Raw genomic sequence first — 16789 nt, 5'->3', positions numbered from 1 at the left:
GACTGTTTACAATGTGAAGTCAGCCTGTTTTCAATCCGTAAATAGCCTTTCTACTAAATATTTGTTCAAGATAACGATAATTTTTGATTAAGATAAAAATAAGTTTTGAACTTAATAAAATATTTTTTTGTCCGCGAATTTTATTTGTGCAAAAGGTTTAATAACTTTTCTGCTAAGCAATTCCCAGACACTTGCGTCGTATAAGGTGCATTAAATCAGACTGCAATACCTTTTAAGAACTTTATAAAATCCTATAAAACAGTAATAACCTGCTGTGAAAATGCGGATTCAGTCTGTGTGCGTATTTTGACTGTGTAAGTTCCAGGTACAAGTTCCGGCGGAATCTGAAGTGTAATTGTAAGCCTTGTTGCCCTTGTAAAATTAGATGCCTTGTAAGATTTTGTTCCGTCCGTTTCTTTGAAAAATACACCCTGACTCTTGTCGTCAAAGTCGAATTTTAAAAATCTTCCGCATATCTTTATATAATCACCGGGAACTAAAGGGGATTCTGAATTTATCATAGCACTTGATATGCCTGTAATTACAGGTCGGCTTAATTTTACAAAACCAAGACGCCTGAACGAAATGTTCCTGAGTTGTTCTGAATATGATTCATTAGGCTCAAAGCCGAGCGAAATGTTGTGGTCTTTTTTTGGAGTCCGGGGATCTTTGGGAATTACCGGCTTAAAAGTTTCAGAATTTGTTTCCGCAGTTCCAGATGCCGATGCACGGAATGTACCCATAAATAGTTTGACGGCATATCCGCGTTCTATAAATCGTTTAAAGACTTGTTCAAAAACTTTGAACATACCGGCAGCATCCGCTTTTGTAAAAGTCGTTCCCGCCTCGGAAATTGCCTCGATTATATCTTCCTGTGTATAAGTCTGAAGATTTCTGCTTCTAAACACAAACGGCTTTTTTTTATTTTTAAACTTGTTTTCTGATATATACACTTCCAGCATATAAATAAATATACAGGAAAAAAAACGGGATGTCTAATTGTGAGGGATATTCAAAATTTTACAGGGAATGCCTTTTTTTGTAAATTTATCTAAAACTCGAAATTTGACCTGATAGAGATTTTACGCAGCCACCGCGGCTCAATGTTTTTACGGCAGGCGAAGGTCGTCTGCCGTTTTTTATTTTGCTAGAGTATGTAACGCTCCAGATTCTGGTTCTGCATTATGCCGCCGAGTTTTTCGTCCACGTATTTGCTGTCAATCGTTATAGTTTCACCTGCATGGCGGTCGGCGTCAAAGCTTAATTCTTCCAGCACAGTTTCCATTATCGTATGAAGTCTGCGCGCGCCGATATTTTCGCTGTGGGAATTCACATCCTCTGCGATAAAGCTCATGCGCTCAATGGCTTCGTCCGCAAACTTCAGCGTAACGCCTTCAGTTGCAAGAAGGGCTTCATACTGCCTTACGAGGGCATTTTTCGGCTCTGTGAGAATGCGCTTGAAATCCGCCTTCTTCAGCGGCTCAAGCTCCACTCTAAGCGGAAAACGTCCCTGCAATTCAGGAATAAGGTCGCTCGGAGCAGAAACGCTGAACGCGCCTGCGCCTATAAAAAGAATATGGGTTGTATTTACAACGCCCCATTTTGTATTGACGTCGCTTCCTTCCACAATAGGAAGAATATCACGCTGCACGCCTTCCCTGCTTACGGCCTGTCTTCCGTCTTCGCCTCCGTGTGTCGCAATCTTGTCAATCTCGTCAATAAAAATAATGCCGCTCTGCTCCACCCTCTTTTTCGCCTCTTCCGCAGCCTTGTCGCTGTCGGTATTCCGCTCAAGGGTTTCAGCCATAAGAATCTGGCGCGCCTCTCTTACCGTTACAGTCCGTTTTTTGGAGCGTCCTCCTGAAAGAAGCTCCTGAAGTCCGTTTATGCTTTCTTCAAGCTCTTCCGGGCTGCTCGCTCCCATCATGTTCATACTGAATGAAGGCTGCCTGTGCACGGTTATTTCAACAGTGCGGTCTTCAAGCTTGCCTTCGCGGAGCATTTCACGGAATTTTTCGCGGGTCGATGTCATTTCCTCGTTGGGCGGTGTCTGCTTTTCCTGCTCTTCACCCTGGGATTCAGCTGAAGGATTTTCCTTTGGTATGTCAACCTGAATCAGACTGCCCTGCACCGGACTTGACTCCCCGAAAATGTTTCCAAGAACACGGACATCTCTCTTTGGAGCAGCCTCCCTTCTCTTTTTGCCGCTCGAACTTCCCGGAAGCAAAAGATCCAAAAGCTGGTCTTCAACCATTGGTATGCATTTTTCGCGGAGCTTTTCCTGCATTTCAGCCTTGACCATGTTGTAGCCCACCGCCATCAAATCCCGCACCATGCTTTCCACATCGCGGCCGACATATCCCACCTCGGTATACTTTGTGGCTTCAACTTTCAGAAACGGCGCGCCGCAGAGTTTAGCAAGCCGACGTGCAATTTCAGTTTTTCCAACGCCGGTGGGGCCCATCATAAGAATGTTCTTGGGAGCAACTTCGTCCCGAATTTCAGCCGGAAGCTTTATTCTGCGCTGGCGGTTTCTCAGTGCAACGGCAACAAAGCGTTTTGCCTTCTGCTGTCCGATTATATAGCTGTCAAGTTTTTCAACTATCTGCGCCGGAGTAAGTCCATCCGGAATTCCAAGCTGTTCTTTGTTCTGATCTTCTAAAGCCATGCTAAAGCTCCTCCACTACAACATTGCTGTTTGTATAAATACAAATCTGTCCTGCTATTGCAAGCGATTTTTCCGCAATTTCCCTTGCCGAAAGGTCGGACGATTCCATGTATGCCATTGCGGCCGCATAAGCGTAATTTCCGCCGGAGCCGATTGCAAGTATATTATTTTCAGGCTCGATTACATCACCGCTTCCAGAAATCAGAAGAATCTTGTTTTCGTCCGCCACAAGCAAAAGAGCCTCCAGCTTGCTCATAGACCTTTCAGTTCTCCACAGCTTTGCAAGCTCCACCGCGGCACGGGTCAAATCGCCGTTGTAAGTTTTCAGTTTTTCCTCGAACTTGTCAAACAGAGTAAAGGCATCAGCTGTTGCGCCTGCAAATCCTGTAAGAACTTTTCCGTCATAAATGCGGCGCACTTTTTTAGCATTGCCCTTCATGACTGTATTGCCCATTGTAACCTGGCCGTCTCCAGCCATGGCAACTTTTCCGTTTCTTCTGACAGCGATAACTGTAGTGCTCCTGATTTTATTCTCAGTTTCCATATTTTCTCCCATAAAACACTGTGTATATTCAAAGCCGCGCGGTTTTCAGCAGAGCAAAAAGCACTTGCTAATCCACACTCGGCTCATTCATTTTTCCACTGCATTTTTCAGTCCTTTTTCCCTGAATGAGGAAAAGCCTGGCTGTATACTTTTTTCAGCCGCTCAAGCGTTACATGGGTATACCGCTGGGTTGTGCTTATGCTTGAATGTCCCAGAAGCTCCTGCACAATCCTGATGTCCGCTCCGGAATTAAGCATTCCCGTTGCAAAAGTATGCCTGAACGCATGCGGCGAAATATGGCTGCAAGTTCCCTCTATGCCCGTGTACCTGGACAAAATGTACCAAAGTCCGTGCGCGGTAAGAGCCGTTCCTTTCTGGCTTAAAAAAATATTCCTGACCTCTGCTCCTGCGCCCTTTGCAGCCTGCGGAAATCTTTGATTTCTTTCATTTAAATATAAAAGCAAAGCCTGGCGAGCGTCCTTTTCAAAGTAAACCCGCCTGTCCTTTCTGCCTTTTCCTGTAACAACTGCACTTTCATATCCGCTTGTAAAATCACTGAATTTAAGGGAAACAAGCTCGCTCACACGGCAGCCGGAAGAATACAGCATTTCAAAAATCGCCTTGTCACGCGAAGCCCACAGCAGGCTGTTTTTCTGCGGCTCGGAACACAGCCTGTCAATTTCCGTCTGGGACATAAAGCGCGGAACAGTCTTAGGCTGGCGCAGGGATTTCAGCTCATAGGAAACATTTCTAGAAATATATCCAAATTCCTTCAAATATGCAAACAGCCCGCGGACAGCAGAAATAATTCTGTTGATAGAAGCCGGAGAATAATTTTTCTGGCTCAAAGCTCCCACAAAAAGCCTGAGATTTTCAATGGTGATATCCTCAGGATTTTTTTCCGCCCCAAGAAAGGAACAGAAGTGCTCCAAATCCTGGCGGTAAGATAACACGGTATTTTCAGACAGCCCGCGGACACTTTCAAGGTAGACAAGAAATTCCCGGGAACATTCCGCAACGGTCTTATTCATTCTTGGCTTCTTTTGACTCTTTATCCGCTTTGTTTGCCCTTGCAAATTCTCCGGCCGCCTCCGCCGCAACAGCTTCATCCGCTGAATGGAGATAATCGCAGTCAGGATTTATGCAGCTTTTGTACGAGCCGTTTTTCTTGTCATATTTTTCAACAAGAAACCAGTTGCACTTTGGACAATAAACATCAATCGGCTTGAAGTGGGAAATAAAGGTACATTCAGGATAATTCGTGCAGCCGTAGAATTCCTTTCCGCGGCCCTTTGTCTTGCGCGCAACTATATATCCATCGCAGCCCTTGCGCGGACACTTTGCAAGCGGAACACTTTTTGTATTATGACATTCAGGGAATCCTGAGCAGGCAAGAAAATATCCAAACCGCCCAAGCTTTTTCAGCATAGGCCTTCCGCATTTTTCGCAGACCTCATCAGTAGGCTCGTCAAGAGTTCCCTTCAGGCTTTCCTGGCTTTCCATGACTTCTTCAACACGTTTTTTAAACGGCTCAAAGAAATCCGCAATCATGTTGTTCCAGACAAGCTCATCCTGCTCAACCTTATCCAGATTATTTTCAACTTCGGAAGTGAACTGCACATTTATAACATCAGGGAACGACTCTATCAGAATCTTGCAGATGATTTTTCCGAGCATTGTGGGAACAAGCTGCTTGTTGTTTCTTGTAACATAATAGCGGTCAAGCAAAACTGAAATAATAGGCGCATAAGTTGAAGGGCGGCCGATTCCTTTTTCCTGGAGAGTTTTTACCATTGAAGCGTCTGTATAACGGGCAGGTCCCTGCGTAAAATGCTGCTCCGGATAAAAAGAGCCGCTTGAAAGAACTTCCCCGGCCTTAAGCGCAGGAAGATTTCCAGTGATTTCCTCTTTTGAAGAAAGTGTCTTTATCACATTGTAGAATCCCTTGTGGCTGAGCCTGCTTGCGCTCACACGGAACAAAGCATCTCCCACCTGAATATCCACGCTGCTTGTCTTTGACTTTGCATTGTTCATCTGGCTTGAAACAAAACGCTCCCAGATAATCGAATACAGCCTCAGCTCCTCGCGGGTCAGATATTCCTTTACGCTGTCCGGGGTATATTTTACATAAGTCGGACGAATCGCCTCATGGGCATCCTGCGCATTTTTTTCAGACGAATACTCTATTTTTTCAGCAGGAAGATCTTCCGGGAAATTCTTTTCAATCCATTCGCGCACATCATTTATGGCTGTCTGGCTTATACGAACGGAGTCAGTACGCATATAGGTTATAAGACCTACACGTGTGCTTCCTATCTGCACACCCTCATAAAGCCGCTGTGCAATCTGCATTGTTTTTCTGGAAGTAAATCCGAGCCTGTTTGCCGCAGCCTGCTGAAGCGTTGATGTTGTAAAAGGAGGCTTCGGGCGGACAGTTTTTTCTGTTTCCTTTATGTCTAAAACCTTGCACTCACAGTTCTGGATTTCCTTTATAATTTCATTTACAGCATCCTTGTTTTTAAGCTCCGGTTTTACGCCCTTGTACTGCACAAGCTGGGCTGTAAACTTATTTTTTCCCTTTGAAAAATCCGCATCCAAAGACCAATATTCTTCAGGAATAAAGTCCTCAACTTCTTTTTCACGCTCGCATATAAGCCGAAGCGCAACAGACTGAACACGGCCGGCGCTGAGTCCGTTCTTTACTTTTTTCCATAGAAGGGGGCTTAAATTGTAGCCTACAAGGCGGTCAAGAACACGGCGCGCCTTCTGGGCATTTACAAGGCTTTCATAAATTTCGCGCGGATGCTTTACACCTTCCTTTACACCGTTCGCTGTAATTTCGTTAAAAACAACACGCTTTATGTCGGCTGTGGTTTTTTCTTTAAGGGCATTGTTCAAATGCCATGCAATAGCCTCGCCTTCCCGGTCAGGGTCGGAAGCAAGAAAAACATGGCTGCTGTTTTTTGCATCTTTCTGAAGTTCCTTCAAAAGCTTTGCCCGTCCGCGGACAGTTATATATTCCGGCTCAAAATTCTTGTCGATTTGGATTGCCATGCGGCTTTTAGGAAGATCAATCAAATGCCCCATAGAAGCTTTTACGGTATAGCCGGTGCCCAGATAATGCTCAATCGTCTTTGCCTTTGCAGGAGACTCTACAATAATCAAGGTGTTCTTCTTGTTTTCCTTGCCAGCCGTCTTCGATGTTTTTTTAGCAGTTTTTTCAGCCATAATCCACCTGTCAGCAAGAATCAAAAAATTCAAGCTGTCCTTTATTTTTACGGACTTCAAATCCCGGAGCATTTTCTCTGACCGTGATAAAATCCGTATAGTTTTCTATAATAGGAGCGCCTTCCTCCAGAAATTTCCCTGAAGTGCGCAGATTTTCTTTTCCCCCGCCTTTATTTTCAGTTTTCCTGCAAAGCCCCGCTGCATGAAAAATAACATCCCTGTTATAGTCAAGAGCAAAATCAGCAGTTATAAGAGCACCGCTTCCGGCCGGAGCATGGACAACAACCGTGCAGGGAGACAGAGCCGCTATGAGCCTGTTCCGCTGGACAAAACGCCATGGCACCGCAGGAACTCCGGGAATATACTCGCTTGCAATAAATCCGCCGGCACTTACAATCTGCCGGGCAAGCGTCCTGTTCCCGTAAGGAACAACAGTGTCCACTCCGCACGGAATAACCGCCGCTGTCGCCCCGGAAATTCCGCCTGAAAGAGCGCCTTTATGGGCGAAAGTGTCAATCCCGTTTGCAAGCCCGGAAATCACCGTCTGGCCGCACCGGGAAGCTTCCTCCGCAAAGGCAAATGCAGCGCGTGCGCTTTCCTCACAGATACGCCTTGTTCCCACTACAGAAACGCAGGGCTTTTTCAGAAGCTCCAACGAGCCCCGGTAAAAAAAGGAATACGGAGGGTCTGGAATAGTTCTAAGCATAGCAGGAAATTCAGCTTCGTAGAAAAAAACAGCCTTTATTTCCTTAGCCTCAGCCAGGGCAAAAGCTCTTTCAGCCTCCGCTCGGCACCTCTTTCCGTTCCAGACAGCACGGCCTGTATTCCTGCCAATAATAACAGAAAGCTCTTGTATAGACAGTAACGCAAGTTTGTCCATGCTGTCAATATTTTTCTTTAAAAGAATTTTTTCCCGGGCGGAAAGAAAAGATATCGATGAAATCGCAATGTCTAAAATATCCACGGAAAAAAAGATATAAAATTAAAGTTCAAAATGCAAATTTACTCTTTGTACATCAGGGAAAGCACTTTGGTCTTATTTGACTTTGCCTCCTGGACTTTCTGAGCGTTCGGCTTCAGCTCTATGATTCTGTCGTAAAGAGGAATCGCCTTTTCAAACTCATAGTTCAGATAATAGGCGGCCGCAAGCGCAAACATGGCTTCTGTATCCCTGGTCTGCACCGAAAGAAATTTTTCAAGATAAGGAATGGCCTTGTCGCCCTGACCGAATTCATAGACATATAGAACTCCAAGCCCAAAAAGAACACGGTAATAGTTCGGATTCAGTTTAAGAGCCTGAAGATACGAGCTTTCCGCAAGCTTAAGATAATTCATTTTTTTTACACTGTTCGAAGAAGCTGCGCCTTTCGCCTCAAAGTCAAGAAACGCATGGGACAAATGACCTGCGCAGGAGCCTACATAAAAGTAAAGATTCGCATTGTCCGGATAGTACATCAGCGCCTTCTGGAAACACTCCAGGGCTTTTCCGTACATCTGCTGATCCTGATAGCGGGTTCCAAGTATTTTATACCAGATTCCTATCTGACCCTCTGTAAGAACCAAGTCCATTGCGCGGGCATCGTATTTTTTTATAGCCTCCTCAAGCTCTTCCTTTGTGGTCGGATTTGAAACGCCTTCTTCCATTTTCTGCATACGCTTTATAGAATTATAAGTCGGCGAGCATGAAAGCACAGAAAAAGCAGCCAAGAACGCTGCGAATAATACTAAACATCTTTTCATAAATTCCTCCGGTATTTCAGGGAATCCCAAAAAATTTCTATTCCAGTGATTTTCCGAGATTTCCTTCAGTCAGTTTTATGTCCCGGGAAAAATTCCCTGTGGCTTTCTTCAAGCCGTGAATCATCTATATGCGTGTAAATCTGGGTTGTAGACAAGTCCGAATGTCCCAGAAGCTCCTGCACAGAACGAAGGTCAGCTCCGCCGGCAAGAAGGTGAGTTGCAAAGGAATGTCTAAGTGTATGAACCTTTGCCTCAATTCCAGTTTTTTTGCCCATGGTCTTGAAGTTTTTCCAGATACCTTTTCTGGAAAGCGGCTGCCCCTTGGAATTCACAAAAACCTCAGGGACAATCCTGGAGCCAACAAATGCCGGGCGCACTTCAAAAATCCATTTTTTCAGCCAAAACGAAGCATCCTGCCCGAACGGAACAAGCCGCTCCTTTTTTCCTTTTCCAGTTACAAGAATAAGGCTTTCATCAAAATGCACGTTCGCAATCAGCAGTGAGCAGGACTCGCTTATCCGAAGACCGCAGCTGTAGATAAGCTCATACAATGCGCGGTCCCGAACTCCAAGCGGCTTTTCCACATCGATTGAATCCAGCAGGCTGTCAACCTGCTCCACTTCAAGAACTTTCGGAAGGCTGCGGGAAACTTTAGGCCGCCCGATTTCATGCGCGAAATTTTCAGCCCATATTTTTTTTCTCACAAGGAACAGCCCGAAAATTCTCAGCGCGGAAAAATCCTTTGCAACGGTAATTTCCTTTATTCCTGTCAGCTTTCTGGAAGCCGCATAATAAAGCAGCGTTTTGACAGTCACCTCCTCAAGAGGTATTTTTTCCTTTTCAAGGTAGGCCAGAAACTCGTTTACGCAAATCAAGTAAGTTTCCGCTGTCAGTTTTCCATGGTTTTCCACAAACAAAAGCTCGCTGTAGAATTCCTGAAGCAGCCCCTGCATATCCATAAAAGCGCCTTATAGCTGCGTCAAATCAATAGACCTTGAAAGCCTCTGCCTTTTTCTGTAAATCGCAGGCTGGCTCATATCATTCGGATCTGTTCCAGGCGGAATTTCATGCCCTAAAAAAGAGCGTTTTACGGACGAAGAATTTTCCTCACCTGAATTTTCCGTAAGCGAAACAGTTCCTCTTTCTGAAAGAGGCACAGAAGAAGCGGCCGGCTCCGTCTTTGTATCAGCGGAATCAGCCGGCTCATTCTTGAAATTGAGGGCGCTGAAATGTCCGGGAACTTTTTCCACCTTTGATTCCGACTCGTCCTTTCCGCCCATAGCGCGAATAAAATCTCCGTAATCAGCAATGGAATCGTCGTTTTCTTCTTCCGCAGCAGGAGCTGAATGGGCAAATTCATTGTCACTGTCAAAGTCCGTTGCAATAACGGTAACAGAAATATCATCGTCCTCCATGTCCTGATTTTCCGCAAGCCCGAAGATAATATTCGCGCTCGGATTTGCAGAACGGCGGATAAGATTCACAATTTCCTGAGCTTCCTCCAGAGCAAGATTTCCATTTGAAGTGATGTTTATAAGAATTTTCTTTGCTCCGTCAATCTGGCGGTTTTCCAGAAGCGGATTTGCAATCGCGCCTTCAACAGCTTCGTTTATGCGGTTTTCTCCCTTGCCTGTTCCGACACCAAGAATTGAATCCCCGGAACCGCGCATAATCGTGCTTACATCCGCAAAGTCCAAATTGACATCGCCCGGCTTTGTAATGAGCTCTGTAACGCCTTTTACACCGGAGCACAAAAGAGCGTCGGCAAGCTTGAACTGCTCCTTGAAAGTCATTTTGCGATCAATACTTTCAACAGCCTTAAAAATCAAGTCATTCGGAAGAACTATAAGACTGTCAACATTCTGGCGAAGTTTTTCAAGGCCTGCAAGAGCATTGTCCATGCGAACCTTTCCTTCAAAAGTGAAAGGAGTTGTAACAACTGCAATCGTAAGAATTCCAGCATCATGCGAAAGCTGCGCCACAACAGGAGCAGAGCCAGTGCCAGTTCCGCCGCCCATTCCGGCTGTGATAACAACCATGTCGGCTCCGGAAATAACCTTTGAAAGACGCTCTGAATCTTCCTTTGCAGCGTTTTCACCGACAATAGGATTTCCGCCGGCGCCAAGTCCGCCTGTTATTTTCTGTCCGATGGGAACCCTGAGCTGGGCCGTGGACTTATGAAGAGCCTGCTTGTCTGTGTTCAAAACAATAAACTGAACATCAGAAACACCGTCTTCTATCATGCGCTGGACTGCATTGGAACCGCCGCCGCCGCAGCCTATTATTTTTATGACTGTAGGATTTATAACCCCAAGTTCTTCGTCAAAATTTTCAGCGGTGTCATTCACTGAATTTAATTCCGTCTGCAAACCGGAACCAGCAAGGGGTACATTCTGTCCGCAAGAAGACGTGTCCTCGACATTTATAAATTCCATAATTCCTCCCGACCCGCACATTCCGTTTCATATTCCCCATTAAAAAACAGAGTGCTTTTAAAATAGTATTTCAAATAAACGCAAAAATAGCAAGGAAGCGCCCGTTGACAAATTCAAGTGCCACAGCCCTTCCTGAAATTATCAGTTTATCTTCTTAAGCAAATTCGAAAACCAATTTGACTTGGAATCAGTTTTTTGCTTTTTTGAAATCTTGCGCGAAGTCGCCATGGAGCTGTCATCGTTCTTGTTGGCAAGAACAAGCCCCACTGCTGTTGCAAAATCCGCATTGCGGTATGAATCATCGCTTCCCCCGAAATCAGCGCAGCAGCCGATTCTAACAGCGGAAGTCTTCCACACTTCCTGGGCAAGCGTTTCAATTCCAGGCATAAGCGCGCCGCCGCCGGTAAGAACAATTGTTCCCCGCAGTTCAGAAAGCTTGGACTTTCTGATTACCTCAGTTCTTGCGGAAACAAGAATTTCCTCAACACGGGCGCTGATAATTTCACTCAGAACAGATTTATCTGTAAGCTCAGGAGGAAGCCCTCCCACACCCGGAATTATAACCTCTTCGTTTTCCTCGCCTTCATTAAGCCAGCAGGTTCCATACTTTATCTTTAAATCTTCAGCAACAGAAAAAGGAACTCCCAGCACCGTGGAAATATCATTCGTAACACGGTTTCCTCCAGCTGGAATTGAAGTTGTAAAAACAGGCGCATCCTTGTTCAGCACAATAACATCCGTAGAGCCGCCGCCAAGGTCAATCAAAATAGAGCCAAGAGCGCGCTCGTCTTCACGCAAAGTAGCATAAGCCGCAGCCAGAGTTTTCAGCGTAATCCTTCTGAGCTGGTACTCCGCGCGCATTATGCAGTCCTTGATATTTGAGTATGCGGAAGTTGAAACTTTAAGCAGCAAAGTCTTTACTTCAAGCCTTACACCTTTTATGCCTATCGGATTCGCATACTCCCTGCCGTCCACAAGATATTCCTGCGGCAAGATATGCAGCAGAGCTTCATTAAGCGGAATCGAAACAGCCTTTGCACACTCAAGCGCGCGGTTCTTCGCCTCCTGCCTGATTTCAATATCCCGATTTCCTCCCTTGGGGTCTGCGCCCACAACACCGGTAGACGACAGGCTTGTAACCTGGGAGCCGCCGATTGAAGTATAGACTTCAACAACCGTAGTGCCGGCGCTTATCTCAGCAGCCTCAACGGCTTCCTTTATAACATTTCTTGTTGCATCTATGTTGACGATTACACCGTTTCTTACTCCCTGAGACGGCTTTTTTGAAATTCCTATTATTTCAATTTCGTTATTGGCATTAACCTCTGCAATAACTGTCCTGATCCAGCAAGTGCCGATATCAAGACCAACAATCGTCCGCACCAAAATATTCCTCACTCAACGGCATCTGTATGAAAGCGAATCGTATCTCAAATCGACTTCCACAACGTCCGGTTCTATTGAATTTACAACATCAAGAACAACCATCATATACTTCAGCGCGTCCTCGGTCAAAGAGCGGTCGGTAAGAACCCTTGTCTTTGCCTGCGTAGGATAAAGAACAAGCTCAAAGTTTCCATATTCCTTTGGCACAACTTGAATCTCTGAAATCGCGGCAAAATACTTCTGCGGCAGACTTCTTATAGCTGAAATCTGCTCCATAAGAACATGGTATTTTGCAGGCAGTCTCATACCTTCCTGAAGATTATCAATAGGAAGCCCCGAAACAAGCGGAACGGAGCTATCCTGCAAAATGGAGTCTGACTGTATGCTAAATAGTACACAATTTTCATCAATTTGAACAGACTTTGACACTCCGTTTACAGAAAGAATGGTTTTTGCCACGGGAACACGCTGTTTTGCGGAAACAAAAATCCTGTCGGGAAAACGCTTGTCAACGGAAACCTGCTCAATATACGAAATGTTGCTCAGAATAGAAACCGCGCGCTCTGTGTCGAACCCTGTCCATGTGGAATTCGCAAGAGGCGCAAGCCGCTCGGCTACATCCTTTTTCGCAACGGAATCCAGCCCGGAATAAACCACGGCAGGACGTCCAAAGCACGGAAGAATAAACGCATAAATAACACCTTCCGCCAGAAGAAAAAAGCCGAGAACCGCAACTATAATTTTCAGAGCAGTATATTTTTTTTCACCTGCCTGACGCTCCTTTTTTTTGGAAGAATCCACACTTTCAAAAGAGCCGAAAAATTCATCAAAATCTGAAATCGCCGCATCACTCATATTCAACTACCACTCCCCCGATTGTTTCTACATTATCCAAACTATTTTCCGACTTTCGTCCTGAATCTTTATCGGCATCGCAATGTGAGGCATTTATAATAAATCCGCACATGCAAAGTGTCATTATAAGAGAAGAGCCGCCCGATGAAAAAAAAGGCAGCGGAATTCCCGTAGTGGGACAAGCTCCGCAGACAACCGCGCAGTTGAAAACCGACTGGCAGAAAATACACAACGTGCATCCGAAAGCCCCATACGCAGCAAAACGGTCAGGGCAGCTGAGAGCAATCTTGAATCCCCTGTACGAAAACACCGCCAGCAAAATAAAATAGGAAGTAACTCCAAAAAGCCCCATCATTGTAGCCCAGCCCGCAAAAATATAGTCCGTCTGAATTTCAGGAATCAAAGAAATTTTTTCAAGCCCCTCGCCGATTCCAGTTCCCCAGATTCCTCCCGCGCTGATTGCCCTTTCAGAGGCCGAAACCTGATACCCTGCTGAAAACTTGAATTTTTCAGGAAAAAGATAAGCAAGAATTCTTATCAAGCGGTATTCTTCCATTGTAACCAGAATAGCGGCGGCAGGAACAGCAAGCACAGAAAAAGGAAGAAGCCACTTCAAGGATGCCCCGGACAGAACAAACATCGCCACACCGAGCGCAAAAACAAAAATTCCCGTAGACAAATTCCTCTGGCAGAAAATGGCAATAACAAAAAGCAGAAGAGCCGCAACAGGATAAATAAATTCCCGGGAGCTTTCTTCGTACTCAGAGGAATGTGCATCGAACATATGAGCCAGATAGAGAACCACTGCAAATTTTACCAGCTCCGACGGCTGAAAAGAAAACAAGTGCGGAATAACAATCCAGCGTGATGCGCCCTTCCTCTCGCTTCCGATTCCCGGCAGAGAAGCCATAACACACAGAACAAACGAAACAACCGCAAAAGCAAAAACAAATCTTCGGATTGTCCTAAGCGGAACAACAGCAAAAAAAATAAGCCCGGCAAATCCAACCACAGAAGAAACAATCTGCCTGTTCAAAAAATAATTCTTGTTTCCAAAAAAACGCTCGCCCACTCCGGGGGAACATACATAAAGCGTAAAAATTCCGATTCCCCACAAAAGAAGCGTGCAGACTATAAAAACAGAATCGCTCTTCCTGTAATTTGCGACCGGCCTGTCAGGGAAAAAAGTATACTCAGTCATCCGCGCTCCCCTTTCCCAGAAGAATTTCCGAAATCCTCTCAAGCCTCATTCCCCTGGAGCCTTTCAGAAGAACAACCGAGCCGGATGAGCCGGCCAGCACATTCTGAATTTCACAGGCGGCTTTCTGCATTGCGCCGTCAGAATTTCCTTCAGCATAGAATATTTTTTTATCTGAATTTTTTTGCGCAGAATCAAACGCAGCTTTAATTTCAGTTCCCACAAAGACAATAAAATCCGCATCAGAAGCTGCTGCCAGCCCGCCGATTTTTTCATGCGCAGCCTTTGATTCGCTTCCAAGCTCAAGCATATCTCCCAGAACAAGAATTTTTCTTGAACCGTTTTCCTTTTTTATGGAAGAAACAAAATCCAGGGCTTTTTCCATTGAATCAGGATTTGCGTTATAGCAGTCCTGCATAATAAAATAATTTTTGCCCTCAAGAATTTCAGAACGCCCGGACAGCGGCTTCAGGGCAGAAATTCCGTCCGCAATTTCCCTGGCAGAAAGCCCCAGCGACTGTGCAAGCGCAACCGCACCCAAGGCATTTCTGTAATTATACACTCCAGGCAGAGCAAGAACAGTTTCAATGCCATCTATGCTGAACACAGTTCCCTTCAGCCCCAGACTGCGGACATATTTCACAGAAGCTGTATCGCCTCCGTACAGAACTGTTTTTCCGTCGATTTTTTCCTGAAGAAATCCGGTGAAGTCATCGTCAGCCGGAATAACGCCCGTTCCGAATCCGCCGAAGTAGCTAAAAATTTTCGCTTTTTCCTCCGCAATCTTTTCGCGGCTTCCAAGAATTCCGATATGCGCTGTTCCGATGTTTGTAACAACAGCAAACCTGGGCTTCAGAACCGAGGCTATTTCACCGATTTCATTTACACGGTTCATGCCCATCTCAAACACGCCGCATTCATGCTCCGCGCGTATATTGAACACAGAAAGCGGAAGACCCGTTTCACTGTTGAAATTTCCCTTGTTGAAAACAACTCTGTATTTCTGAGAAAGAATCGAAACTAAAATTTCCTTTGTGGTGGTTTTTCCGCTGGAGCCTGTAACTCCAATTTTTATAAGGCGCGGAAATTTCTCCACATATTTTGCAGCCGCCCTCTGAAGAGCTTCAAGTGTGTTTTTTACGGCAATAAAAACAACGTCTGGATATTTTTCATGCAGGGAAACAAAAAAGCCGCTGTCGCCCTCAAAATTCTTCATGCAGATAAAAACAGCAGATGCGCCTTTTTCAAGTGCCTGGGGAACATACAAATGCCCGTCCTGCTTTTCACCTGCAAGCGGAACAAAAAGCGTGTCTTTTCCAACAAGGCGGCTGTCTGTCTGCACAGAAGCAATATGCAGAGAATCGCCGCCAAGAACACGGATTCCGTCAACGGCATCAAGAATTTCTTCAAGCGTCAAAAGTGAATTATCTGCGTTCATTTTTTCCTCATCTCCACCCGGACAATTTCCTCGGTTTCCGCCTTTCTCATGCCAAGGTCATTTTCGGCAATCGTTTCAATTCTGTCTGAACTTGAAAGCACACTGATGCTTGTTATAAGCTTTTTATTTTCCTCAATAAGTTTTTCCTGTTTTTTTTCAAGAGCTGAAACTTCCTTTTTTAAATCACGGTATTTTCCGGCCTGAATTCCGTTTAAAATCAAAAGCCCCGGAATTGACATTGCAATCCCAAAAAGAAAAAGATAATGCAATATTCCCTTTACGTTTATCATAGCCCCTCCACTCCAGCAAGGCGGATTTTATCTGCATCCCTGATTTTTCTGACCACACGAAGCTTTGCGCTTCTTGAGGGGGAATTCCGCCTGATTTCTTCTTCCGAAGGCTCCACCGGCTTTCTTGTCAGAATTTCAGCGCATGGCTCGCCGCCGCAGACACACTCAGCGTATTCAGGGGGGCAAACACATTTTTTTCCAAGGTTGCGGAAATAGTTCTTTACAATCCTGTCCTCAAGTGAATGGAAAGTTATAATTCCCATCTTTCCGCCCGGTGCAAGAACATTGAACGCCGCATGGACAGCCTCAGGCAGCCTTTTCAGCTCGCTGTTTACAAGAATCCGCAATGCCTGAAAAGTTCTTGTGGCAGGATGAATATTTCCGTATCGATATTTTGAAGGAACCGCATCAAAAACAATATCCGCCAGAGCCTTCGTAGAAATAATCTGCTGTGATTTGCGCGCGGACACAATGGCTCCTGCAATCCGGCGGGAATACTTTTCATCGGAATAGCGGTAAATCATGTCGGCAAGCTCTTCCTCTGGCATTGTGTTGACAATATCAGCCGCGCTTTTCCCGGAGGAAGGATTGAGCCGCATATCAAGCTTTTCATCATGCCTGAACGAAAATCCACGGCCGCTTTTTTCATAGTGAAAAACACTTATTCCAAGGTCGAATAAAATCAGGTTCGGGCGGCGCTCTTCCGGATAAGAGTGAAAAAAGTCATTGAACCAGCCATTGAAAAAACGCATCCGTCCGCCAAATTCCGCCAGACGTTCCCTTGCGCGCGACTGGATCACGCTGTCCGCATCAAGCCCGAGAATTTTCAGAGAAGGAAATTTCCGCAGAAAATTAAATGAATGACCGCCTTCACCCAAAGTGGAATCAATCATAAAAGCATCGCCTTCAAACGGCTCTCCCTCAGGAGAAAGAAAACTGAGACATTCATCTAGCAATACAGGAGTATGAACTATTTCCACTTTTTTCAGCCCGGCATTTTTATGAGC

Annotated in this window: 15 protein-coding genes; all 15 read right to left on the bottom strand. The window is 45.3% G+C overall.

All coding sequences use genetic code 11. From position 1 onward, the window contains the following. Positions 1-251: 251 nt before the first annotated feature. Complete coding sequence (locus ACI4L0_RS11095; protein ID WP_439800233.1) at positions 252-962, bottom strand: DNA-binding domain-containing protein; 711 nt, start codon at positions 960-962, stop codon at positions 252-254. 185 nt (positions 963-1147) lie between these two features. After that, positions 1148-2668 carry an ATP-dependent protease ATPase subunit HslU gene (gene hslU, locus ACI4L0_RS11090; RefSeq protein WP_439800232.1) on the bottom strand — a complete coding sequence of 507 codons (1521 nt, stop codon included), beginning with the start codon at positions 2666-2668 and terminating at the stop codon, positions 1148-1150. A 1-nt stretch (position 2669) separates the two neighbouring features. Then, positions 2670-3212, bottom strand: coding sequence for an ATP-dependent protease subunit HslV (gene hslV / locus ACI4L0_RS11085; RefSeq protein ID WP_439800231.1), 543 nt, complete (start codon positions 3210-3212; stop codon positions 2670-2672). A 107-nt stretch (positions 3213-3319) separates the two neighbouring features. Continuing rightward, positions 3320-4243, bottom strand: coding sequence for a tyrosine-type recombinase/integrase (locus tag ACI4L0_RS11080; protein WP_439800230.1), 924 nt, complete (start codon positions 4241-4243; stop codon positions 3320-3322). Further along, on the bottom strand, positions 4236-6440 hold the full coding sequence (gene topA, locus ACI4L0_RS11075; protein WP_439800236.1) for a type I DNA topoisomerase: 2205 nt from the start codon (positions 6438-6440) through the stop codon (positions 4236-4238). The genes ACI4L0_RS11080 and topA overlap by 8 nt, the downstream gene beginning before the upstream one ends. A gap of 10 nt (positions 6441-6450) precedes the next feature. Beyond that, the gene (locus tag ACI4L0_RS11070) at positions 6451-7404 is read right to left on the bottom strand and encodes a DNA-processing protein DprA (RefSeq protein ID WP_439800229.1); all 954 of its coding nucleotides are present in this window, start codon (positions 7402-7404) and stop codon (positions 6451-6453) included. 38 nt (positions 7405-7442) lie between these two features. Next, positions 7443-8180 (bottom strand): tetratricopeptide repeat protein, encoded by a 738-nt coding sequence (locus tag ACI4L0_RS11065; protein ID WP_439800228.1) that lies wholly within the window; start codon positions 8178-8180, stop codon positions 7443-7445. A 65-nt stretch (positions 8181-8245) separates the two neighbouring features. Beyond that, a complete protein-coding gene (locus ACI4L0_RS11060; protein ID WP_439800227.1) occupies positions 8246-9139 on the bottom strand; it encodes a tyrosine recombinase in 894 nt (297 codons plus the stop codon). A gap of 9 nt (positions 9140-9148) precedes the next feature. Next, a complete protein-coding gene (ftsZ, locus tag ACI4L0_RS11055; protein WP_439800226.1) occupies positions 9149-10615 on the bottom strand; it encodes a cell division protein FtsZ in 1467 nt (488 codons plus the stop codon). A gap of 141 nt (positions 10616-10756) precedes the next feature. Further along, positions 10757-12013, bottom strand: a complete 1257-nt coding sequence (gene ftsA, locus ACI4L0_RS11050) for a cell division protein FtsA (RefSeq protein WP_439800225.1) — start codon at positions 12011-12013, stop codon at positions 10757-10759. Continuing rightward, complete coding sequence (locus tag ACI4L0_RS11045) at positions 12014-12856, bottom strand: cell division protein FtsQ/DivIB (RefSeq protein ID WP_439800235.1); 843 nt, start codon at positions 12854-12856, stop codon at positions 12014-12016. It lies immediately after the preceding gene. Continuing rightward, positions 12849-14057, bottom strand: coding sequence for a peptidoglycan glycosyltransferase FtsW (locus ACI4L0_RS11040; protein ID WP_439800224.1), 1209 nt, complete (start codon positions 14055-14057; stop codon positions 12849-12851). The genes ACI4L0_RS11045 and ACI4L0_RS11040 overlap by 8 nt, the downstream gene beginning before the upstream one ends. Continuing rightward, positions 14050-15492, bottom strand: coding sequence for a UDP-N-acetylmuramoyl-tripeptide--D-alanyl-D-alanine ligase (locus ACI4L0_RS11035; protein WP_439800223.1), 1443 nt, complete (start codon positions 15490-15492; stop codon positions 14050-14052). The genes ACI4L0_RS11040 and ACI4L0_RS11035 overlap by 8 nt, the downstream gene beginning before the upstream one ends. Then, entirely contained in the window at positions 15489-15782 is a 294-nt protein-coding gene (locus ACI4L0_RS11030; protein ID WP_439800222.1) for a cell division protein FtsL, read from the bottom strand. Before ACI4L0_RS11030 ends, ACI4L0_RS11035 begins: the two co-directional genes overlap by 4 nt. Continuing rightward, positions 15779-16762, bottom strand: a complete 984-nt coding sequence (rsmH, locus tag ACI4L0_RS11025) for a 16S rRNA (cytosine(1402)-N(4))-methyltransferase RsmH (RefSeq protein ID WP_439800234.1) — start codon at positions 16760-16762, stop codon at positions 15779-15781. The genes ACI4L0_RS11030 and rsmH overlap by 4 nt, the downstream gene beginning before the upstream one ends. Positions 16763-16789 lie beyond the last annotated feature (27 nt).

This window comes from Treponema sp. (assembly GCF_051883275.1).
Taxonomy (GTDB): domain Bacteria; phylum Spirochaetota; class Spirochaetia; order Treponematales; family Treponemataceae; genus Treponema_D.
This window is presented reverse-complemented; position numbering and strand designations above follow the sequence as displayed.